Genomic DNA, 21767 nt, shown 5'->3' on the forward strand with positions numbered 1-21767 from the left:
GGAGATTGTGTGCCTCGCTCAGCAGTTGGAGGCGCACTCCATAAGCCAGTCGATCAATACCTGTAACCTTTTCGGCATCGGGTCGTGATGCGGGTACACCAGGAAGTAACCGTAGCTTGAAGCATCCACAAAGTCGCCGAACGGCAGAACCAGCTCACCTCGCGCAATACGCTCTCTGACCAGTTGCTCCCGGCCAATGGCAATGCCGGCGTGATTCAGCGCAGCGAGCGTGCACAGGTCTGAACGATCGAATGTGAGGAATCGGCGTGGGAGTTCAATGCCGGCACCTTTACTGCTGGCCCAGAGCTGCCACTCTGCATCGAATGCGGCGTTGTCCCAGGCCGCAACGTCATGCAAGGCGGTGCACTGCTCTACCTGGTGCGGGTCACCTGCCAATGCATGGGTTTCTGCGTAATGGGGCGAGCACACCGGGGCGATCCGCTCGTTCATCAGGTGGATGCTCTGCAACCCGGGATGGTGGCCATCCGAGTAGCAGAGGACCAGGTCGATCTTGCGTGTGCGGTAGTCGATGCTCTCGTTACCGACCCTGATATCCAGCTGGATATCAGGGTAGCGGGCGCTGAACTGAGCCAGCCGCGGCACCAGCCAGCACTGTGCTACGGACGGGCGTACATACAAGGTCAGTTGGCCAGCGACCTCGGCGTGGGCGCGCTCCTGCACGGCCTCGCCGAGTTCATCCATGGTCCGCTGCATCACGGTGAACAGGCGCTCGCCGTCTTCGCTGAGGCTAACCTTGCGCGGCATGCGGTGAAACAGCTTGAACCCCAGCTCATCTTCCAGACGGTTGATGCGATGGCTTACGGCACTGGCGGTCAGGCACAGCTCATCGGCTGCGCGAGCGAAGCTCAGGTGCCGTGCGGCCACCAGAAACACATGCAGGCTGCCCAGGTGCGAGCCGTTGAGTTTCACTGGGGTACCGCTGCCGGGCCTGTTCATTGAAGGCTTCGTCCTTTCGCCAGGTAGGCGTTGAACTCATCGTCCGGCACCATGCTGCCACCCGTTCCCCAGACCAGGTGGGTAGCCTGGCGCAGTTGCGCCGGGGTGTAGCCCAGGCGAGCCAGATAGTCGCTGGCCTGCAGTACCCGAGCCATGCCGGGTACGCCGGCCAGCGCAGAGGGTTCCAGCTTGACCTTGTCCTGTTCGAAGGCAATCACCATCAGCCGGTAGAGTTCTTCGTCGGTCACGGTGTAGTAGCCATCGATCAGCCGCTGCATGGCTTTGCCGACGAACCCGGAGGGTCGTCCGACCGCCAGGCCGTCGGCGGCGGTGATGTTGTCGATGCCAAAGTCTTGCACGCTGGTTTCGTCGTGCAGGCCGGTGTACACCCCCAGCAGCATGCACGGCGAGTGGGTAGGCTCGGCGAACACGCAGTGCACGGCATCGCCGAATACCAGCTTCAAGCCGAAGGCGACGCCGCCAGGGCCGCCGCCAACACCGCAGGGCAGGTAGACGAACAGTGGGTGATCGGCGTCCACCTTGATGCCGGCCTGGTCGAATTGTCGAGCCAGGCGCTCGGCGGCGACGGCATAGCCCAGAAACAGTTGTGGGGAGTTCTCGTCGTCAACGAAATAGCAGCTGGGGTCGGACGCTGCCTGCTGGCGGCCTTGCTCGACGGCAACGCTATAGTCCGACGCGTGTTCAACCACCGTGACACCGTTGGCGCGCAGCTTGTCCTTTTTCCACTGCCTGGCGTCGGATGACATGTGCACACTCACCTGGAAGCCCAGCTTCGCGCTCATGATGCCGATCGACAAGCCCAGGTTACCGGTCGAACCCACGGCGATCTTGTACTGGCTGAAGAACGCGCGCGCCTGCTCGCTGGCCAGCAGGGCATAGTCCTCGGCGGGCGTGATCAGGCCGGCTGCCAAGGCCAGGTCTTCAGCGTGCTTGAGCACCTCGTGGATGCCGCCACGGGCCTTGATCGAGCCTGAAATGGGCAGGTCACTGTCGGCCTTGAGCCACAGGCTACCCACGTTCTGCAGTGATCCTTGTTCGACAAGCTGTTGGCGAAGCTGCGGCAGCGGGGCGATGTGCGACTCGATAACCCCGCCGGCACCCGCCGTTTCGGGGAACACGTTGGCGAGGTAGGGCGCGAACCTCTGCAGCCGCTCACTCGTAGCCTGCACATCTGCAGCGGTCAGGCCCACGTCGCTCAGCGCGTCTGACGCCTTGGCAATACCCGGGTTGAACCAGCTGGTTTCTTTCAGGGCGACCAGGTCGGCGATGATCGGGTGGCTTTGTTGCCAGGCTTGTAGGGTTTTTCCGTGAATCATGATTTCACCTGTAGCGCAGTCTTTGCACAGTAGATCAGACAATTTTCGAAAGCAGCAGGGTCAGGCACAAGGCAATCACCGAGGCCAGCACGGTCGCTGCAGTAAATTTTTTCAGCGCATCGCTCAGCGACAGGCCGAGGTATTCCTTCACGACCCAGAACGCCGAGTCGGTAATGTGCGTCCAGCCAATGGCCCCGGCACCGATGGCGATCACCAGGATTTCCCGGTTGTATTCGGGGTGTTGGCCCAGCATCGGCAGCACCATGCCGGCCGCGCTGATCATGGCCACCGTGGCCGAACCGACCGCAAAGTGCATGATCCCGGCGATCAGCCAGGCGAGGATGATCGGGTTGAGCTGGGTCTGGTTGAGCACGTCAGCCAGTGCCTTGCCGATGCCGCTGCCCACCAACATGTCGTTGAAGGCGCCGCCGGCTCCGATGATCAGCAAAATGCCGGCCAGGGGCGGGAAGCAGCGCTGGGTCAGGTTGAGCAACTGCGCCATGTCCAGACCACGACGCAGGCCCAGCGCCCAGTAGGCAAACACCACCGACAGCGCCAAAGCGATCAGCGGATTGCCAATGAAGGCAACCCATTCGTAGAGCGAGGTGCCTTTGGCCAGCACGGTGACTGCCAAGGTCTTGCCGACCATCAGCAGCAGCGGCAGCAGCACCGTGGCCAGGGTGATGCCGAAGGAGGGTAGCGGTTGGTCGTCGGCCTGGGGCTCGCTGCGTGCGGCAAGGAAGGCCTGTTGCGCTGGCGTCGCGCCACGGTTGCAGGCAAAGCGTACCCAGATAGGGCCGGCGATGATGGCGGTGGGCAGGCCAACGATCAGGCCGTAGAGGATAACCGTGCCGATATCGGCATTGAGCATGCCGGTAATGGCCGTGGCAGCCGGGTGCGGCGGCAGGATGCAGTGCACCACCATCAGCGAGGTAGCCAGCGGCACGCCGAGGTACAGCATGCTGATGCGGGTTTGCCGGGCGACCACGTAGATCAGCGGAATCAGCAACACGAAGCCGACTTCGAAGAACACCGGGATGCCGGCGATGAAGCCCACCAGCATCATGGCCCATGACGCATTGCGTTCGCCCAGCAGGTTCAGCAGCGTGGTGGCGATGCGTTTGGCCCCGCCTGATTCTTCCAGCAGTTTGCCGAGGATACTGCCCAGGCCGATAATGCCGGCGAGAAAGCCCAGCGTGCTGCCCATGCCCTTTTCGAACGCGGCAACCATGGCCGTTGGCGGCATGCCGGTGCCGATACCGACCACCAGGCTTGCCGCCAGCAGGGCGAGGAAGGGGTGGACCTTGAGCTTGCTGATCATCACCACGATCAGGAGTATCGCGGTGCCCAGGACGATTAACGAGAACGTTGGAGTCATCTTGTAGTTATCTCTGTCGCTGATCGCTTCCGTGCGAGCTTCTTGTTGGTTTCCAACCATTAGATTTCAGCGATTTGATCGACTCAAACGATCACTTCTCAAGGCACAGGTGAACGCATGTCACCCATGGCATCAAGTTGGCATTCAGGCTGTGTGCTAGAAGAGGTACAGGAGAGGTGTTGGCGCGGAAGGTCGAGCAGAGGCGGGGCGTAGCGGCTATTCACCGATAGCGGCCTGGTGGCCGCTGGTGTCAACAGGTTGGGCTGCTACAGCAGATCTTCGTTGTAGCAGCCCGCCTTGTCAGTGATGCGATCTTTGCGGGGCAGGGCAGGTGTCGCGGATCACTTGATCAGCGGCACACCACTGAGTTTCTGCAGCTCGTCGAAGTCGATGTCGGCGCAGATCTCTACCACTTTCAGGCCATCGGCGGTCACTTCCAGCACGGCCAGGTCGGTGTAGATACGGCTGACGCAGCCGATGCCGGTCAGCGGGTAGGTGCACTCGGGCACCAGCTTGCTTTCGCCGGACTTGGTCAGGTGGTCCATCATCACGAACACCTGGCGGGCGCCGGTGGCCAGGTCCATCGCGCCGCCCACGGCGGGGATCGAACCTTCGGCGCCGGTGTGCCAGTTGGCCAGGTCGCCCTTGACCGATACCTGGAAGGCGCCCAGCACGGCGATGTCCAGGTGGCCGCCACGCATCATCGAGAACGAGTCGGCGTGGTGGAAGAAGGCACCCCCGGTGAGCAGGGTCACGTGCTGCTTGCCGGCGTTGATCAGGTCATCGTCTTCCTCGCCCGGCGCCGGGCTTGGGCCCATGCCCAGCAGGCCGTTCTCGCTGTGCAGGAACACTTCCTTGTCGCCCAGGTAGTTGGCCACCAGGGTCGGTGCGCCGATGCCCAGGTTGACGTACGCGCCTTCCTGGATGTCCGCGGCCACGCGCTGGGCCATCTCGGTGCGGGAGAGCTTTTTGGTGATGGTCATGGCAGGCCTCAGACAGCGTTGGCGATCGAAGAAGCGGCAGCGCCGGAAACGGCGACCACGCGCTGGACGAAAATACCCGGGGTGATGATGTGTTCCGGGTCCAGTTCACCGAGCTCGACGATCTGGTCGACCTGGGCGATGGCGGTCTTGGCGGCCATGGCCATGATCGGGCCGAAGTTGCGGGCGGCCTTGCGGTAGGTCAGGTTGCCCCAACGGTCACCCTTGTGCGCCTTGATCAGCGCGAAGTCGGCGTGCAGCGGCATTTCCAGCACGTACTGGCGGCCGTCGATCTCACGGGTTTCCTTGCCTTCGGCCAGCAGGGTGCCGTAGCCGGTCGGCGAGAAGAACGCACCGATGCCCGAACCCGCTGCGCGGATACGCTCGGCCAGGTTGCCTTGCGGTACCACTTCCAGCTCGATCTTGCCGGCACGGTACAGTTCGTCGAACACGTAGGAGTCGGACTGGCGCGGGAAGGAGCAGATGACCTTGCGCACGCTGCCGGCCATCAGCAGAGCGGCCAGGCCGATCTCGCCGTTGCCGGCGTTGTTGCTGATGATGGTCAGGTCGCGGGCACCGGTGGCGATCAGGCCATCGATGAGTTCGGACGGCATCCCGGCGGTGCCGAAGCCACCGACCATGATGGTCGAACCGTCGGTAATCCCTTCCACCGCGCTGGCGATGGACTCAAACGTTTTATTGATCACAGCGAGCTCCTGGTTCTTCCTGGAGTATGGATTGTCGACCTGGCCGCGTGCTGACGCGGTGGGGCCATTCAGCGCTTGGCGTTGTGTGCTGACTTGCCTATAGCGTGCCGCAATACCGTGCAACAGTAGAGAGGGTGGAGAGGAATTTGTGCGATTACCGAACAATTGTGCGATTTCTGAGCGGCTCGGATCCGGTGCATTCACTCGGATGCAAACGACGGTCGTTCGGCGAACCAGGCCACCGCCAGCGCCTTGAACGCCTCAGCCGAAGGCGTCAGCGGGTAGCGTTGATCATGCGCCAGGACGATGCTGTGGGTGGGCAGGTTCTCTTCGGTGGGCCGACACACCAGCGCTTGTCCATCGTAACTACGGTCACCAAATGGCCGGGTATAGATCAGCGCCACGCCAAACCCGTTGGCGACCAGGCTGCGCTGCAGCTCGAAGGTGCGCACACGGTGCACAACGGCGGGTGACAGGTCGTAAAAGCTGAACAAGTCCAGCACATGCTGCCAGCTTTGCGCCTGATCGGTGACGACCAGGGTGTATTCGCAGAGTGCTTTGAGGCTGACCCGTGGCTGCTTGGCCAATGGGTGATCGGCCGCCAACAGTACCTGAGCGGTCAACTGGCACAGCTGCGTGCATTGAGTGTTCGGTGGCAACCCCAAATCGTAGGTGATCGCCAGCTCTATCGCCCCTTCACTGAGCCGCTTGCCCACATAGTCGAAGCTGCCATCACGCATGTCGACCGTGACCCTCGGGCAGGACTCCTGCATCCGCCGCACGATTTGTGGCAGGCAATAGGGCGCCAGGTCTTCAAAGCATCCGACTACCAACTCGCCGACGCACTCGCCAGCAGTGGCATTGATCTCGGCGAAGGTCTGAGCCTCTGCCAGCACGCGACGGGCCTGGACCATGACGGTACGACCGAATGGGGTCAGCGAGATGCCCAGGCCCCGTTGGCGTATGAAAATCGATTGCCCCAGCACCGCCTCCAGTTCGGTGATGGCTGCCGAGATGGAAGGTTGTGAAACATGAAGCTCCATGGCCGCAGTGGTCAGGTTTCCGTGCTTGGCCGCTGCGAGCGCATAGCGCAGTTGCCGCAGTGTGAACTTCATAGGTTTTTCCTTTGTGATGCATCAGGACTTATTATTTTATCCTTTTTTTACATTGTGAAATATTTCTCCCACGCAGTGCTCACCAAGGCAAGGCACGTCAGCCATTCTGGCGTCCCTCTTTGGGCCGGATGCCCTCCAATACTGCAATCATTGTTCTTGTTTGGGAGCGTCACAATGACAATTACAAAGGCTCTGCTGACCACGACACTTTCTTTCGGGCTGCTGGCGTCGGCTGGCGCCAGCCAGGCGGCCAGCTGGTGCGAGTCTGGCAAGCCGGTGAAATTCGCCGGTTTGAACTGGGAAAGCGGGATGCTGCTCACCGACGTGATGCAGTTCGTGCTGAAAAACGGTTACGGCTGCGATACCGATAGCCTGCCGGGTAACTCCATCTCCATGGAAAACGCCCTGAGCAGCAACGATATCCAGGTGTTTGCCGAAGAGTGGGTGGGGCGCAGCGAGGTCTGGAACAAGGCTGCGGCTGCCGGCAAGGTCGTCGGCGTCGGCGCGCCGGTCGTGGGTGCGGTCGAAGGCTGGTATGTGCCGCGTTATGTGATCGAAGGCGATGCCAAGCGCAAACTCGAAGCCAAGGCACCGAACCTCAAGCGCATCGCCGATCTGGGGCAATACGCCCAGGTCTTCAAGGATCCGGAAGAACCGGACAAAGGGCGCTTCTACAATTGCCCGGCCGGCTGGACCTGCGAGCTGGACAACAGCCAGATGCTCAAGCAGTACGGCCTGGAAAACAGCTATACCAACTTCCGCCCGGGCACCGGCCCGGCGCTGGATGCCGCCGTGCTGTCGAGCTACAAGCGTGGCGAGCCGATCCTGTTCTACTACTGGTCGCCGACGCCGCTGATGGGCCAGGCCGACCTGGTCAAGCTGGACGAGCAGCCCGGCGTGGATAAATCCGTGACCATCAAGGTGGGTGTGTCGAAGGCCTTCCACGAGCAGGCGCCGGAACTGGTGGCGGTGCTGGAAAAGGTCAATCTGCCGATCGACTTGCTGAACCAGAACCTCGCGCGCATGAGCAAAGAGCGTATCGAGTCGCCGGAGCTGGCCAGGTTGTTCCTCAAGGAGCACCCCGAAGTCTGGCACAGCTGGGTCAGCGAAGACGCAGCCAAAAAGGTAGACGCGGCACTCTGAACTTGTGGGTTTATCCGGCGGTTTTGCCGGATAGACCCACGACGGTCCGCTCCATGCACTTGCTCGAGACAATTCCATGTTTCCCAAGAACTTCACGTTTTCCATTGCCGACTGGGTCAATGGCTGGGTCGATGCGCTGGTAAGCAACTACGGTGATGTGTTCCGGCACGTCTCCGACACCCTGCTGTGGGCCATCGTCAACCTCGAAGGCCTGCTGCGCGCAACCCCCTGGTGGCTGGTGCTGGCCATCGTCGCCGGTATTACCTGGCACGCTACCCGCAAGGTCGTGACCACTGCGGTGATCGTCGGTTTGCTGTTCCTGGTCGGTGCGGTAGGCCTCTGGGACAAGCTGATGCAGACCCTGGCGTTGATGCTGGTGGCCACGCTGATCTCGGTCCTGGTCGGCATACCACTGGGTATCCTGTCGGCGCGCAATGACCGCCTGCGGGCGGTGTTGATGCCGCTGCTCGACATCATGCAGACCATGCCCAGCTTCGTGTACCTGATTCCGGTGCTGATGCTGTTCGGCCTGGGCAAGGTGCCGGCGATCTTTGCCACCGTCATCTATGCCGCCCCACCCCTGATTCGCCTGACCGACCTGGGCATTCGCCAGGTGGATGGCGAGGTCATGGAGGCGATCAATGCCTTTGGCGCCAATCGCCTGCAACAGTTGTTCGGCGTGCAGCTGCCACTGGCGTTGCCGAGCATCATGGCCGGTATCAACCAGACCACCATGATGGCCCTGTCGATGGTGGTCATCGCCTCGATGATCGGTGCCCGTGGCCTGGGTGAAGACGTCCTGGTCGGCATCCAGACCCTGAACGTGGGCCGCGGCCTCGAAGCAGGCCTGGCCATTGTGATTCTGGCGGTCGTGATCGACCGCATTACCCAGGCCTATGGCCGGCCGCGGCATGGGGTGGGCAAATGAGCGCCAAGCAGATGATGAACAAGATCGAAGTCAAGAACGTCTTCAAGATTTTCGGTGCGCGCGCCGAAGAGGCCCTGAAGCTGATCCGCCAGCAAAAAGCCAAGGATCAGGTGCTCGCCGAGACCGGCTGCGTGGTCGGGGTCAACGACCTTTCGTTGTCCATCGGCAGCGGTGAGATCTTCGTGATCATGGGGCTGTCGGGCTCGGGCAAGTCGACCCTGGTGCGCCACTTCAACCGCCTGATCGACCCCACCAGCGGTGAGATCCTGGTCGATGGCGAGGACATCCTGCAATACGACATGCAGGCCCTGCGCGAATTCCGCCGGCACAAGATCAGCATGGTGTTCCAGAGCTTCGGCCTGTTGCCGCACCGCACCGTGCTGGACAACGTCGCCTATGGCCTGAAAGTCCGTGGCGAGAGCAAGGCCACGTGCAGCGAGCGGGCCCTGCACTGGATCAACACCGTGGGCCTCAAGGGTTACGAAAAATCGTACCCGCACCAGTTGTCGGGCGGCATGCGCCAGCGCGTCGGCCTGGCCCGTGCCCTGGCCGCCGACACCGACATCATCCTGATGGACGAAGCCTTCAGCGCGCTCGACCCGCTGATTCGCGCCGAAATGCAGGACCAGTTGCTGGAGCTGCAAAAGACCCTGCACAAGACCATCGTGTTCATCACCCACGACCTCGATGAAGCGGTGCGTATTGGCAACCGGATTGCCATCCTCAAGGACGGTCGCCTGATCCAGGTCGGCACGCCAAAGGAAATCCTCTACCAGCCTGCAGACGACTACGTTGATCGTTTCGTGCAGCGCCGCGTAGCTTCGCTTTAAGGAACCGCGTGTATGTCGTTTGCCGAAAAAATCATCATCGCCGATGCGCCCGTTCGCTGGCAGGACGTGGTCGCCGTGGCGCGGCATGGGGCCAAGCTTGAGCTGGCCCCATCGGCCTGGGCGCGGATCGACAATGCCCAGGCGATTGTCCAGCGCATCGTTGCCAGCGGTGAGCGCGCCTATGGCGTCAACACCGGGCTTGGCGCCTTGTGCAATGTCTCGCTGCAGGACGAGCAACTCAGCCAGCTGTCGCGCAACACCTTGCTCAGCCATGCCTGTGGCGTGGGTGCCGCGCTGTCGGACGAGCAGACCCGGGCGATCATGTGCGCGGCGGTCATCAATTTCAGCCAGGGCCGTTCCGGCTTGCAGCGCAAGGTGGTCGAGGCGCTGCTGAGCCTGCTCAACCAGCACATCACCCCGCAGGTGCCGAAACAGGGATCGGTGGGGTACCTGACCCACATGGCACACATCAGCATCAGCTTGCTGGGGGTGGGCCAGGTCAGTTATCGCGGCCAGATCGTGCCGGCGCAGCAAGCCTTGGCCGAGGTCGGCCTGGCGCCGGTCAAGCTGGGCGCCAAGGATGGCCTGTGCCTGGTCAACGGTACCCCGTGCATGACCGGCCTGAGTTGCCTTTCCCTGGACGATGCCACGCGCTTGAGCCAATGGGCGGACGTGATCGGTGCCATGAGTTTCGAAGCCCTGCGCGGCCAGCTCGATGCCTTCGACGCGGAAATCATCGCGCTGAAACCCCACCCCGGCATGCAGCGAGTGGGCAGTAACCTGCGGCGCTTGCTCGACGGCAGCGAAGTCATTGCCAGCAGCCATGGCATTCGCACCCAGGACGCCTTGAGCATTCGTTCGATTCCGCAGGTTCATGGCGCCGCCCGCGATCAGCTGGCACACGCTGCGCGGCAGATCGAAACCGAACTCAACTCCACCACTGACAACCCGATGTTGCTGGGTACCCCCGAGGCGTATCGGGTGGTTTCCCAGGCGAATCCGCACGGCCAGTCGGTGGCCATGGCGGCCGACTTGCTGGCCATCGCGGTGGCCGAGATCGGGGCGATTGCCGAGCGCCGTCTCGACCGCCTGATCAACCCGTTGGTCAGCGGCTTGCCGGCCTTCCTGGTCAGCCAGCCGGGGGTGAATTCGGGGATGATGATTGTCCAGTACGTGGCCGCTTCACTGTGTGCGGAGAACCGTCAGCTGGCGCAACCGGCAGTCATCGACAACTACGTCACCTCCGGGTTGCAGGAGGATCACTTGAGCATGGGTACCAATGCCGGGTTGAAGCTGCACCGCGCCCTGGAGAACTGTACGCAGATCCTCGCCATCGAATACCTGTTGGCGGCTCAGGCGTTCGAGTTCCTCAAGGAGCAGCGCTTTGGCGCAGGGACCGACGTTGCCTGGCGGTTGTTGCGCGAACGGGTCCCGGCCTATGCCCAGGACCGTTGGCTGGCCCCGGATATTGTCAGCAGCGCAGCGATCCTGAAGGATCCCGGGCTGCTGGAGGCTGCATTCCCCGGGTTACTGTGACATCACAGGCCTTTGGGGCCAGGCGCCTGGCAATGGTTACCAGACATATTGCAAGCGCAGCGTCCAGGTATTCACGTCTGGTGATCCCGTGCGTTCCGACACGGTGTCGGAATAGGCCACCAGGCCACCGAACTGAGGGCTCAGCATGAAACCCAGGCTGGCACCCAGGAGCACATTCTCCTGTTTGTTGTCCTGGCCAACGCCATCGATCCGGGTTTCCCCACCGGTGCTGTAGGTGCTGTCCAGTGACACCCACAAGGCCCGGTTGACCGTATAGCTGTAGTGGCCCTCGATCGCGTACAGCGGCTTCTGCTCCAGCTTGCTGTTGCCCTGGTACTCGTCGTTGTCGCCGTACAGCGAGACATAGCCGTTGACCTCCAGCCAAGTCGGCCCGATTGGCGTACCGAAGGCGATCTCCGGTTTGATCACCCAGCGATTGGCGCCGATATTGATGACCCGGTCCTTGTCATAGTCGCCCGTGGGGGCTGTCAGCCACAGGGCGCCACTGACGAAGGTGTCCGGTTTCCAGTTGGCGAATTGCTCGGCGCTCAGCGCCGGAGCACCGAAGAAGTTGTGCGCGAAGACGATCTGGGTATCGCCCATGCCACCGTTGTGCTTGGTACCGCTGAAGAACCGCCCATTGTCGAACGAGGCCGCGACGTCGGCATATGGCTGCAGGATCTGAATCGCCGAGTTGCGCCCGTCCAGGCCGAACGAGCGGGCGTAGCGCAGGATATAGAGGTCGGCATTGAGCGACAGGCCATCCAGCGGCAGCGAGGTGTCGATCGGCGTGTTGGTGTCGATCAGGTTGTAATAGCCGAACACCATATTCAGGTCGATGGGCGTGTTCTGCCAGTCACGGGCGTTATCGGCCACGGCCACCTGTGCGCCGAAGGCGATCGAAAAGGACAGCAGCAGGCGTGAGCGATGATGTGGATTCACGGTGGCTCCATGCGCAGGTTGTCCATCAGTGATAGCTCAAGTTCGCGGCATGTCCCGATATATTTGCTAGCCTGAGATCCGCAAGGGTCCGGTACAGGGCCCATGGAACCGGCCGTGGAGCAAGGAATGGGGAAGGCGATCAAGGGAGTTCTCGGTGCGCTGCTGCTGGCCTGGCTGGGGAGTGCCACGGCAAGCAGCGTGCCGGCACAGGCGCAACCTGCCGAGGGGTATGTAGCGCCGCAAACCTGCCTCGGCTGCCATGCCGACCAGGCCAAACAATGGAAAGATTCCGACCATGGCTGGGCCATGCGCGATGCCACTGCCGCCAATGTGCTGGGCAACTTCAATGACGCACGCTTCGATGAAGCCGGTGTGAAGGCGCACTTCTTTCGCAAGGGCAAAGGCTTTTTCGTCAACCTGGAGGGCGAGGACGGCAAACCGGCCGACTTCCAGGTGCGCCGGACGTTCGGCCACTATCCGCTGCAGCAGTACCTCGTCGACCTGCCACGCGGGCGCCTGCAGGCGCTGACCATTGCCTGGGACAGCCGGCCCAAGGCGCAGGGCGGGCAACGCTGGTTCTCGCTGTACCCAGGCCAGCGCTTCGCCCCTGACGACCCGTTGCACTGGACCGGTCGCTACCAGAACTGGAACGGCATGTGCGCCGACTGCCATTCGACCCGCCTGGTGAAGAACTACAACGACCGTGACGACAGCTTCGCCTCGACCTGGCAGGAGCAGAACGTCGGTTGCCAGAGCTGCCATGGCCCGGGCAAGGCGCACGTCGACTGGGCCCAGTCTTCACAAAAGCCTGCACAAATGTCCGCGCAAAAGACCGGCGAGTCCAAGGGACTGGTCGTGGACTACAAGGTGCTGGGCAGCCAGGGCCTGGTCGAGCAATGTGCCTATTGCCACAGCCGGCGCCAGACCCTCGGCGTCGGCATGCTGCCGGGGCATCCGCAGCTGGACCAGAGCCTGCCAGCGACCCTGCGCACCGGCCTGTACCACGCCGATGGCCAGATCGACGGGGAAGTGTATGAGTACGGCTCGTTCACCCAGAGCAAGATGTACGCCGCTGGTGTCGGTTGCACCGACTGCCACAATCCGCACACCACCAAGGTCAAGATCGCGGGCAACGGCCTGTGCCTGCAGTGCCACAACAGCCAGCCACCGCAGGCGCGCTTCCCCAGCCTGCAGGCCAAGGACTACGACAGCGAGGCGCACCATCACCATCCGGCCGGCTCGCCAGGCGCACAGTGCGTCAACTGCCACATGCCGACCAAGACCTACATGGTGGTCGACCCGCGCCGCGATCACAGCTTGCGCATCCCGCGCCCGGACCTCGCGGCCAAGACCGCCAGCCCCGACGCCTGCACCAGCTGCCACCAGGACCGTGAGCCGCAGTGGGCGGCAGCCGCCATCGCCGGCTGGTTCGGCGCACACAAGCGCCCGGCGCATTACGGCGAGAACTTCCAGGCCGCGCGCAGCGGCCACGGCATTGCCCTGAGCGAATTGAACGCGGTGCTCGCCGACAAGGGCAAACCGGCCATCGTGCGCGCCACGGCGGCGCAGCAAATGGCCGAACTGGGCACGCAGTCGGTGATCAGCCTGGGCTGGGCGCTGAAGGACAACAGCCCGCTGGTGCGGGCTTACGCGGTGGCCGGGTTTGCCAGTGTGCCGCCCGAGCAGCGCCTGCAACCGCTGTTGCCGCTGCTCAAGGACCCAGCCCTGGCGGTGCGCGACGAAGCGGTGCGTGTGCTGGCCGGTGTGCCCGCTGCACAGTTGCCAGAGCAGGCGCGTGATGCGTTCGGGACGATGCTGGCCGATTACGAACGCCGCCTGCGCGGCAACGCCGACCTGCCGGGCGGGCGTCTCAACCTGGCGGTGTTGCTCAGCCGTCAGGGGCGTGATGACGAGGCCATGGGTGAATACCGCCAGGCGTTGCGGTTTGACCCGTACTTCGTGCCGGCGCGGGTCAACCTGGTGACCCTCGCCAGTGCCGCGCAACGCTTCGATGAGGCCGAGCAGGTGCTGCGCGAGGGTGTGGCGCTCGACAAGATGCCCGCCAGTGACCAGGGCAACCTGGCCTACATGCTGGCCTTGTTGCTCGTCGAGCGCGGCCACCAGGACGAGGCGCTGCAATGGATGGAGCGGGCGGCCGTAGCGCTGCCGGGCAATTCGCGGATCCGCTACAACCAGGGCCTGCTGCTGTCGCGCCTGGAGCGTCGCGACGAGGCCATCGCCGCACTGCGCAGCGGCCTGCAACAGTCCCCCGACGACCCGGACCTGCTGTATTCGCTGATCTACCTGCATGCCCTGGCCGGCGAGCGCGACGACGCCTTTGCCTATGTCAAACGCTTGCGCCAGGCAGCGCCCGATGATCCGCGGTTGCAGGCGATCGAGCCGTATTGGCAAAAACCGTAAGCTGGCGAAGCAAAAATGCACTGCTAGATTTAGCGCATACCAACGCGGCCAGGGAGCAAGAGCGTGAGCATACGCGAGGAGATCGCAGCGCTGGAGGGGCGTGTCGCCGAGCAGGTACTGGGGCAGGCCGAGACGATTCGGCATGTGCTGCTGGGCCTGCTGGCCAACGGGCACGTCCTGCTCGAAAGCCTGCCAGGGCTGGCCAAGACCCGCACGGTCAAGGCCCTGGCGACGCACCTGGACGCGAAGATGCGGCGTATCCAGTTCACCCCGGACCTGCTGCCTTCGGACATCACCGGCGGCGAAATCCTCCAGCAGACCAGCGACGGTAACCAGATCAAGTTCCAGCCCGGGCCGTTGTTCGGCAACGTGATCCTCGCCGACGAGATCAACCGCGCCCCGGCCAAGGTCCAGGCCGCCTTGCTCGAAGCCATGGAAGAGCGGCAGATCACCGTGGCCGGGCAAAGTTATGCCATGCCAGCGCTGTTCATGGTAATGGCGACGCAGAACCCGATCGAGCAGGAAGGCACCTATCCGCTGCCCGAGGCACAGATGGACCGCTTCCTGATGAAGCTGCAGCTGGATTATCCCAAGGTCGAGGATGAGGCATTGGTGCTGCGCCTGGTGCGCACTGAGGAAGCCCAAGGCCGCACTGGCAAGCAGGCCCCCGAACAACTGGCGCAGGAGGTGGTGTTCGCCGCCCGCGCCGAAGTCGCGCAAGTGCATGTGGCCGAGGCGATCGACCGCTACCTGGTCGACCTGGTCAATGCCACCCGCCACCCGGCCGACTACGACGGCGACCTGGCGCGCTGGATTCGCATCGGCGCCAGCCCGCGCGGCGGCATCAGCCTGGACCGGGTGGCACGCGCCCACGCTTGGCTGTCCGGCAACGCCTTCGTCACCCCCGACGACGTGCGCGCCGTCGCCCATCCGGTACTGCGCCATCGCCTGCAGCTCAGCTATGACGCGGTCGCTGAAGCCATCACGCCCGACCAGGTGATCGACCGCCTGCTCGATTGCGTGGCGATCCCGGCCTGAGCCGCCTGTGTCATGGCGCCGCTTGCCGACGGTTTCGTCTACGCCTCGCTTGCCCAGCTGATGGCCCTGGAGCTGCGCATCGGCGCGCTCAGTTTCATTGCCCGCCAGCCGCTCTCCAGCATCCTTGCCGGCGGCCATGCCTCGCGCCTGCGCGGGCGCGGGCTGAGCTTTGATGAACTGCGCCGCTACCAGCCGGGCGATGACCTGCGCCACCTCGACTGGCGCGCCTCGCTGCGTTTCGGCAAGCCATTCGTACGCACCTTCACCGAGGAGCGCGATCGCCCGACCTGGCTGCTGGTGGACCAGCGAATGAGCATGTTTTTCGGCTCGCAGCGCAGCTTTAAATCGGTGGTGGCGGCGGAACTGGCGGCGATCTCGGCGTGGATGGCCTTGCGCGCGGGTGATCGTGTAGGCGGGCTGGTGTTCGATGATCAGCAGGTCCGTCAGGTGCGCCCGTTGCGCAGCCGCGCCCGGGTGGAAGCGCTGTGCGCGGCCATCGTCGGCAGCAACCAGGCGTTGTCCGCCACCGGTCCCGACACCGAGAACGAGCGGCAGCTGGACATCGCCTTGCGCCAATGCATCGCCCTGACCGGTCACGATGCGCTGGTGTGCATCATCAGCGATTTTGCCGGGGTGTCGACGCAGACCCTGCAGTTGCTGCGTCAGCTCAGTGCGCACAACGACGTGATCGCCATGCAGGTCTACGACCCCTTGGCGCTGCATTTGCCGGCACAGGGCCGGCTCACCGTGACCCAGGGCGAACTGCAGGTGGAGATGCAGATCGACCGTCGCCAGGTCAGCCGCCCACTGGGGGCGTACCTCAGCGGGCGCCTGCAGGAGGTGGCAGACCTGCTGCGGCGCAGCCAGATTCCGCTGCTGATGATCAGTACCGCCGAAGAACCGCTGGTGCAGTTGCGCCGTGAGCTGGGGCGGCTGCCCGGAGGCAACCGATGAGTGCGCCGGTGGTGCCGGACGTCGCCCAGTTGCAGGAACTGCCGCTGCCGGTGCCGCCGTTCAGCTATGTGCCGCAGACCTGGGGTTGGTGGGTGCTGCTGGGTGTGCTGGTGCTGGCCGGCATGGCATGGGCGCTGCACAGCCGTTGGCGTTGGCGGCGGGAGCGCTATCGGCGCGAAGCGCTGGCGTGCTGCGACCAGCTGGCACAAGGCGCAGCCGAGCCGCAGCAGCGGTTGCAGGCGCTGCGTGATTTACCGGTATTGCTCAAGCGGGTAGGGCTGTCGATGCCTGATGCGCCGCCTGTGGCGACGCTGGCCGGCGAGCAGTGGCAGGCCTTTCTGGTGGCGCGTGCAAAAGCACCGTTACCCGCAGATTTCGCGGTTCGCCTGCACACCCTGAGCTATGCCCCGGCCAGGGACCTGCTGGCCATTCCGGAGTCGGAGGTCAACCAGTTGTTCGCCCTGAGCCGGCAATGGATCGAAACCCATCATGTGGCAATTTGACTATCCCTGGGTGTTGGCCGCGCTGCCGCTGGCGTGGGTGGCCTGGCATTATCTGGCGGCCTACCGCGAGGCACGCAGCGCCGTGCGGGTGCCGTTCTTCGCCGCCATGAGCCGGGCCGCGGGGCTCACGCCGCGCACCGACAGTGGCGGGCGGCGCTGGCAAACCGTGCTCAACCTGGTTGTCTGGGGCTTGCTGACAACGGCCTGCGCCCGGCCGGTCTGGGTCGAACAGGCCATCGAGCACAACCAACCGGTGCGCGACATGATGCTCGCCATCGACATTTCGCAATCCATGGAAACCCGTGACTACACGGCGGCCGATGGTACCCGCAGCGACCGCCTGAGCGTGGTCAGGGACGTGGTGCGCGACTTCATCGCACAGCGCAAGGATGACCGCATCGGCCTGATCGTGTTCGGCACGGGCGCCTATCCACAGGCCCCGCTGACCCTCGACCATGCCAGCCTGCAACTGCTGCTGGACCAGGTGGGCATCGGCATGGCCGGCCCGAACACCGCGCTGGGCGACGCGATCGGGCTCAGCATCAAGCTGTTCGCCCAGGCCCATGAGCAGGACAAGGTGCTGATTCTGCTGACCGACGGCAACGATACCGGCAGCGCTATCACCCCGGCGCATGCGGCGCGCCTGGCCAAGGCGCAGGGCATCGTGGTGCACACCATCGGCATCGGCGACCCCCAGGCCAGTGGCGAAGCCAAGGTCGACCTGGCATTGCTGCAGGATATAGCTCGGCAGACGGGCGGACGGTTCTTCCGCGCTGATGACCGCGACGCGTTGCAACAGGTGTACGCCACGCTGGACAGCATCACCCCGCACGAGGTGAAGACCTTGCGTCACCAGCCCAAGCGTGACCTGTTCTGGTGGCCGCTGGGCGCGGCGCTGGTGCTGCTGGTGGTCAGTCATGGGCTGGCTGCCGGGCTTGGCAGCCGATCGCTGGCACGGGGAGGGTAGGATGGAATTCGACTTCAGCGCGTTCCACTTCCTGCGCCCATACTGGCTGCTACTGCTCGTGCCGGCGCTGTTGCTGCCATGGCTGTGGACGCGCCGACATGATCTTAAGCGCCAACTGGACGGGGTGATCGCCCCGCATCTGATTGCCGCCCTGGTCATCACCCCCGAACAACGCCAGAGCCTGCGCCCGGTGCACCTGCTGGCGCTGCTGCTCGGCCTCGGCGCAGTGGCCGCCGCCGGGCCGACCTGGACCGAAGACCGCCCGGGCTTTCTCGACAACCGTGCCCCGCTGATCCTGGCCTTCGACCTGTCGCCGTCGATGGACGCCGACGATGTACCGCCGTCACGCCTTACGGCGGCCAAGCACAAGATGCACGACCTGCTCAAGCGCCGTGCCGGGGCGCGTACCGCCTTGATCGCTTACGCCGGCAGCGCCCACCTGGTGCTGCCAGCCACCCAAGACCCCGGCCTGCTGGACAGCTTCATGCAGGCGTTGGATACCTCGCTGATAACCCGCTCCGGCAGGGACGTGCCTGGTGTGATCGACCAGGCCAAAACGCTGCTGGCGGCCGAAAAGGTCCCGGGAACCCTGGTGCTGATCACCGACGGCGTCGATGGCACGCAGTTCGACGCCATCAGCGAACACCTGAAGGGCAGCGACCTGCAAGTGCTGGTGCTGGCCGTCGGTAGCCAGGATCGTGGCGTGCTGCATGATCGCCAGGGGCGCCCGCGGGTGGGCAGCGATGGCCGGCCATTGCTGGCGAACTTCGACGCCGAAGGCCTGAAGGGGCTGGCCCGCGCCGCCGACGCACCGCTGGGCAGCCTGACCCTGAACGATGACGACCTGGACTGGATCGAGCTGCATGCCCAGCGGCATTTCCAGGCGGTACAGGACGAAGGCAAGCAGGTGCACTGGAAGGACGCCGGTTACTGGCTGTGCTGGCCATTGGCACTCATTGCGCTGTTCTGCGTGCGCCGTGGCTGGCAAGTGCACTGGCTGGCAGTGGCGTTGATGCTGTTAGCCGGCGCACCGCAAGCAGCGCGGGCAGGGGCGCTGGCCGATGCGTTCATGACCCCCGACCAGCAAGGGCGCTGGGCCTTCGAGCATGGCCACTACCCTGAAGCGGCGGCGCACTTCCAGGACCCGTACTGGCGTGCCGTAGCGGCCTACCAGGCTGCCGACTACCAGGCCGCACTGGCCGATTTCGCCCAGTTGGACTCAGCGCCGGCGTTTTTCTACCTGGGCAATATTTACGTGCGCCTGTTCAAGTTCCCCGAGGCGATTGCGGCTTACCAGCAGGCCTTGCAACGCCAGCCGGACTTCCCTCAGGCCAGCGCCAACCTCGCCCTGGCCCAAGCCCTGGAAAAAGACTACGACGATCAGCAGAAGGCCGGCACACCCGACGAAAAAGCCGACAAGGTGGTCGAGGACCAGACCTCCAGCAACGGTGCCCAGCAGCGTGAGCAGGTGACTGCAAAGGCCGCTTCCGACGACGCCTGGCTTAACAACCTGACGACGTCGCCGGCACAGTTCCTCAAGCGCAAGTTCGCGTTGCAGGATGCAGCGCGCCAACCTTCCGGAGCGTCGCCATGAGCCGCCTGGCCTACCTGTTACTGCTTTGCTTGCCTTGTTGTGCCTGGGCAGACCCGGATGTGCGGGTTCAGAGCCGCCTGGTACCACCGGATGGAGCCCTGGTCGGTGCGACCGTGAGCCTGCAGGTGGACCTGCTGGTGGACAGCTGGTTCACTGCCGCGCCGGTGCTGCCGCGGCTGGAGCTACCGGGTGCGGTGATCACGCCGCCCAACGGTGAGGCCCAGCACCTGAACCAGAAGATCGACGGCAAGGCGTTTTTCGGGCTGCGCTACACCTGGCAGATCACTCCGCAGGTGGCCGGCGCGTTCCACATTCCGGCGCTGAGTTATCAGGTTCAACCAGGGCCAGGCAATGTGCCGGTCTCGATCACGGGCGAGCCACTGAGCTTCAGCGCCAAGGCGCTGGCCGGTGCCAGCGACCAGCCGCACCTGATTGCGAGCAATGTGAAGCTGAGCCAATCCATACAGCTGTCGCACGATCCGCTGCGGGTCGGCGACAGCATTATCCGCACGCTGAGCCTGCAGGCAGAAGGGGCTCAGGCCATGTCGATGCCAGCGCCGGCATTCGTCGAGGTCGACGGGTTGAAGCGCTACGTGCAGCCACCGCAGGTCAAGCCGCTGGGCGATGGCCGGGGTGGCACTGTCGGCGGCGCGCGGGAGGACAGCGTGACTTATGTGGTCGAACGGGCCGGCGCGCTCACACTGCCGGCCTTCCAGATGAAGTGGTGGGATTTTGCTGGCAAGGGCCATGACGTTTCGGTCGACGCGGTGTCATTCAAAGCCGCCGCCGCAGAATACCGTGCGCCGTTCTCCATCGACGGCGACTTGCGCGCCCTTGGCCAGCAGGCGCGAATCAAGGTCGGCGGGCACTGGCTGCTGATCGCCGTGGCCTTGCTCGCGGGCACGCTGTTGGTCTGGCTGTGCCGGCGCTGGTTCGAACCTGCCCGTGGCGCGCTGCGTCGCTGGCGTGAACAGCGCCGGGCGCGCTGGCTGGGCTCGGCGGATTACGCCTGGGCAGGCCTGGTGCGGCAGCTGCAAGAACGCCCGCCTCGGCTGGATGCGTTGTACCTCTGGGTACGTCGTGTCAGCGGCAAACTGACACTGCAAGGTTTTTTTGAGCTTTCTCCCGACACGACTGGCGTTCGTTGCCTAGACTTGCTCCAGATTCGCTATAGGGCGGCTTCCCACAACGCATATCTGCCTGCCCCCTTTCTGGATAACCTGCGCCGCGTGCGGCAGCGCATCAAGCACGAAAACGCCGCCGATCAGCGTCACGCGTTGAAACCGTTGAACCCCTGACGCACTCACGGGTAATGACAAGGACCTGCCATGCATACGCTGCCTCGCCTGCATTGGTTTATGAGCCTTTTGTTGCTGGCTCCGTTGATCGCCCAGGCTACAGAACCTTTGCCTTCCTGGAACGTGGGGGCGTCGCGGCAGGCCATCGTCAGCTTCGTCGAAACCGTGACCGAGCCAGGCGGCAAGCAGTATGTGCCGGTACCGGAGCGTATTGCGGTATTCGACAACGACGGCACCTTGTGGAGCGAGCAGCCACTGTATTTCGAGGTGCTGTTTGCCCTCGACGAAGTGCAGCGCCTGGCTCCCGAGCACCCCGAGTGGAAAATCCAACAACCCTTCAAGGCTGTTCTCGAAGGTGACCAGAAGGCACTGGCCGACAGCGGTATGGACGGCATGCTGAAAATCGTCGCGGCGACCCACGCCGGGGTCAGCACCGAGCAGTTCATTGCCCGCAGCCGGCAGTGGCTGGCCAGCGCGAAACACCCGAAAACCGGCAAGCCCTACACCGAGATGGTGTTCCAGCCCATGCTCGAACTGCTGGCCTACCTGCGCGCCAACGGTTTCAAGACCTATATCGTTTCCGGCGGTGAAGTCGCCTTCATGCGCGCCTTCGCCGAAGAAGTCTATGGCATCCCCCCCGAGCAGGTGATCGGCACCACCCTCGATGCACGTTTCGTCGACGCCAACGGCCAGCTTTCGATCCTGCGCGAGCCCAAACTGCAGCACAACGACGACGGGCCGGGCAAACCAGTCAGCATCGATTCGATCATCGGCCGCCGACCCTTGCTCGCCTTTGGCAACTCCGACGGCGACCTGCAGATGTTGCAATGGACCAAGGCCGGCCCGGGCCTGCGCTTCGCCGGGCTGGTGCACCACACCGATGGCGCCCGCGAGTGGGCCTACGACCGTGACAGCAAGGTCGGGCGCCTGGACAAGGCGCTGACCATCGCCAACGACCAAGGCTGGACGGTGGTGGACATGGCCCGCGATTGGCGGCGTATCTACCCCTTTGATCAAAGCAGGTAAATGTAACCAAGGACCGCAGGCGCACAGGGACCAGCTAAGCAGTCGGCACTCACGTGCACGTAGTCGTGGCACACGCCAGTAACGTGAAACGGAGAAGTGACCTTATGAACCGG

General features: G+C 63.9%; 19 protein-coding genes. 12 read left to right on the forward strand and 7 right to left on the reverse strand.

Annotated elements, in window-relative coordinates; translation table 11 throughout:
• Positions 1-18: 18 nt before the first annotated feature.
• The 6 genes from dsdC to ABE528_RS12005 all read right to left on the reverse strand — a co-directional run bounded on the left by dsdC (position 19) and on the right by ABE528_RS12005 (position 6474).
• Complete coding sequence (gene dsdC, locus ABE528_RS11980) at positions 19-957, reverse strand: DNA-binding transcriptional regulator DsdC (RefSeq protein WP_346653072.1); 939 nt, start codon at positions 955-957, stop codon at positions 19-21.
• The gene (locus ABE528_RS11985; RefSeq protein ID WP_152957801.1) at positions 954-2294 is read right to left on the reverse strand and encodes a D-serine ammonia-lyase; all 1341 of its coding nucleotides are present in this window, start codon (positions 2292-2294) and stop codon (positions 954-956) included. The genes dsdC and ABE528_RS11985 overlap by 4 nt, the downstream gene beginning before the upstream one ends.
• Before the next feature lie 34 nt (positions 2295-2328).
• The gene (locus ABE528_RS11990) at positions 2329-3672 is read right to left on the reverse strand and encodes a gluconate:H+ symporter (RefSeq protein WP_152957802.1); all 1344 of its coding nucleotides are present in this window, start codon (positions 3670-3672) and stop codon (positions 2329-2331) included.
• Between the two features lie 341 nt (positions 3673-4013).
• Positions 4014-4655 (reverse strand): 3-oxoacid CoA-transferase subunit B, encoded by a 642-nt coding sequence (locus ABE528_RS11995; protein ID WP_060507495.1) that lies wholly within the window; start codon positions 4653-4655, stop codon positions 4014-4016.
• 8 nt (positions 4656-4663) lie between these two features.
• On the reverse strand, positions 4664-5359 hold the full coding sequence (locus ABE528_RS12000) for a 3-oxoacid CoA-transferase subunit A (protein WP_027916915.1): 696 nt from the start codon (positions 5357-5359) through the stop codon (positions 4664-4666).
• Between the two features lie 200 nt (positions 5360-5559).
• On the reverse strand, positions 5560-6474 hold the full coding sequence (locus ABE528_RS12005; protein WP_346653073.1) for a LysR family transcriptional regulator: 915 nt from the start codon (positions 6472-6474) through the stop codon (positions 5560-5562).
• A gap of 174 nt (positions 6475-6648) precedes the next feature.
• Here ABE528_RS12005 and ABE528_RS12010 point away from each other — a divergent pair, with 174 nt between their 5' ends.
• The 4 genes from ABE528_RS12010 to hutH all read left to right on the forward strand — a co-directional run bounded on the left by ABE528_RS12010 (position 6649) and on the right by hutH (position 10911).
• Entirely contained in the window at positions 6649-7617 is a 969-nt protein-coding gene (locus ABE528_RS12010; RefSeq protein ID WP_152957804.1) for an ABC transporter substrate-binding protein, read from the forward strand.
• A 76-nt stretch (positions 7618-7693) separates the two neighbouring features.
• Positions 7694-8545, forward strand: a complete 852-nt coding sequence (locus ABE528_RS12015) for a proline/glycine betaine ABC transporter permease (RefSeq protein WP_152957805.1) — start codon at positions 7694-7696, stop codon at positions 8543-8545.
• On the forward strand, positions 8542-9375 hold the full coding sequence (locus tag ABE528_RS12020) for a glycine betaine/L-proline ABC transporter ATP-binding protein (RefSeq protein WP_346653074.1): 834 nt from the start codon (positions 8542-8544) through the stop codon (positions 9373-9375). Before ABE528_RS12015 ends, ABE528_RS12020 begins: the two co-directional genes overlap by 4 nt.
• A gap of 12 nt (positions 9376-9387) precedes the next feature.
• Complete coding sequence (hutH, locus tag ABE528_RS12025; RefSeq protein WP_346653075.1) at positions 9388-10911, forward strand: histidine ammonia-lyase; 1524 nt, start codon at positions 9388-9390, stop codon at positions 10909-10911.
• Between the two features lie 36 nt (positions 10912-10947).
• On the opposite strand, the gene ABE528_RS12030 is transcribed toward hutH, so the two are convergent.
• Positions 10948-11829, reverse strand: coding sequence for a transporter (locus ABE528_RS12030; protein WP_346653133.1), 882 nt, complete (start codon positions 11827-11829; stop codon positions 10948-10950).
• A 150-nt stretch (positions 11830-11979) separates the two neighbouring features.
• Here ABE528_RS12030 and ABE528_RS12035 point away from each other — a divergent pair, with 150 nt between their 5' ends.
• From ABE528_RS12035 to ABE528_RS12070, 8 genes are all read left to right on the forward strand, one after another.
• Entirely contained in the window at positions 11980-14274 is a 2295-nt protein-coding gene (locus ABE528_RS12035) for a tetratricopeptide repeat protein (RefSeq protein ID WP_346653076.1), read from the forward strand.
• 63 nt (positions 14275-14337) lie between these two features.
• Positions 14338-15312 (forward strand): MoxR family ATPase, encoded by a 975-nt coding sequence (locus ABE528_RS12040; RefSeq protein ID WP_346653077.1) that lies wholly within the window; start codon positions 14338-14340, stop codon positions 15310-15312.
• Between the two features lie 12 nt (positions 15313-15324).
• Complete coding sequence (locus tag ABE528_RS12045) at positions 15325-16266, forward strand: DUF58 domain-containing protein (RefSeq protein WP_346653078.1); 942 nt, start codon at positions 15325-15327, stop codon at positions 16264-16266.
• Positions 16263-16769: a DUF4381 domain-containing protein gene (locus ABE528_RS12050; RefSeq protein WP_346653079.1), complete on the forward strand. Its 507-nt coding sequence runs from the start codon at positions 16263-16265 to the stop codon at positions 16767-16769. The genes ABE528_RS12045 and ABE528_RS12050 overlap by 4 nt, the downstream gene beginning before the upstream one ends.
• Positions 16756-17736, forward strand: a complete 981-nt coding sequence (locus ABE528_RS12055; protein ID WP_346653080.1) for a VWA domain-containing protein — start codon at positions 16756-16758, stop codon at positions 17734-17736. The genes ABE528_RS12050 and ABE528_RS12055 overlap by 14 nt, the downstream gene beginning before the upstream one ends.
• 1 nt (position 17737) lies before the next feature.
• Entirely contained in the window at positions 17738-19330 is a 1593-nt protein-coding gene (locus ABE528_RS12060) for a VWA domain-containing protein (protein ID WP_346653081.1), read from the forward strand.
• Positions 19327-20628: a hypothetical protein gene (locus tag ABE528_RS12065; protein ID WP_346653082.1), complete on the forward strand. Its 1302-nt coding sequence runs from the start codon at positions 19327-19329 to the stop codon at positions 20626-20628. The genes ABE528_RS12060 and ABE528_RS12065 overlap by 4 nt, the downstream gene beginning before the upstream one ends.
• Positions 20629-20658: 30 nt before the next feature.
• Entirely contained in the window at positions 20659-21654 is a 996-nt protein-coding gene (locus ABE528_RS12070) for an HAD family hydrolase (protein WP_346653083.1), read from the forward strand.
• Positions 21655-21767: the final 113 nt, after the last annotated feature.

This window comes from Pseudomonas sp. TWI628, from assembly GCF_039673865.1.
Lineage (GTDB): Bacteria > Pseudomonadota > Gammaproteobacteria > Pseudomonadales > Pseudomonadaceae > Aquipseudomonas.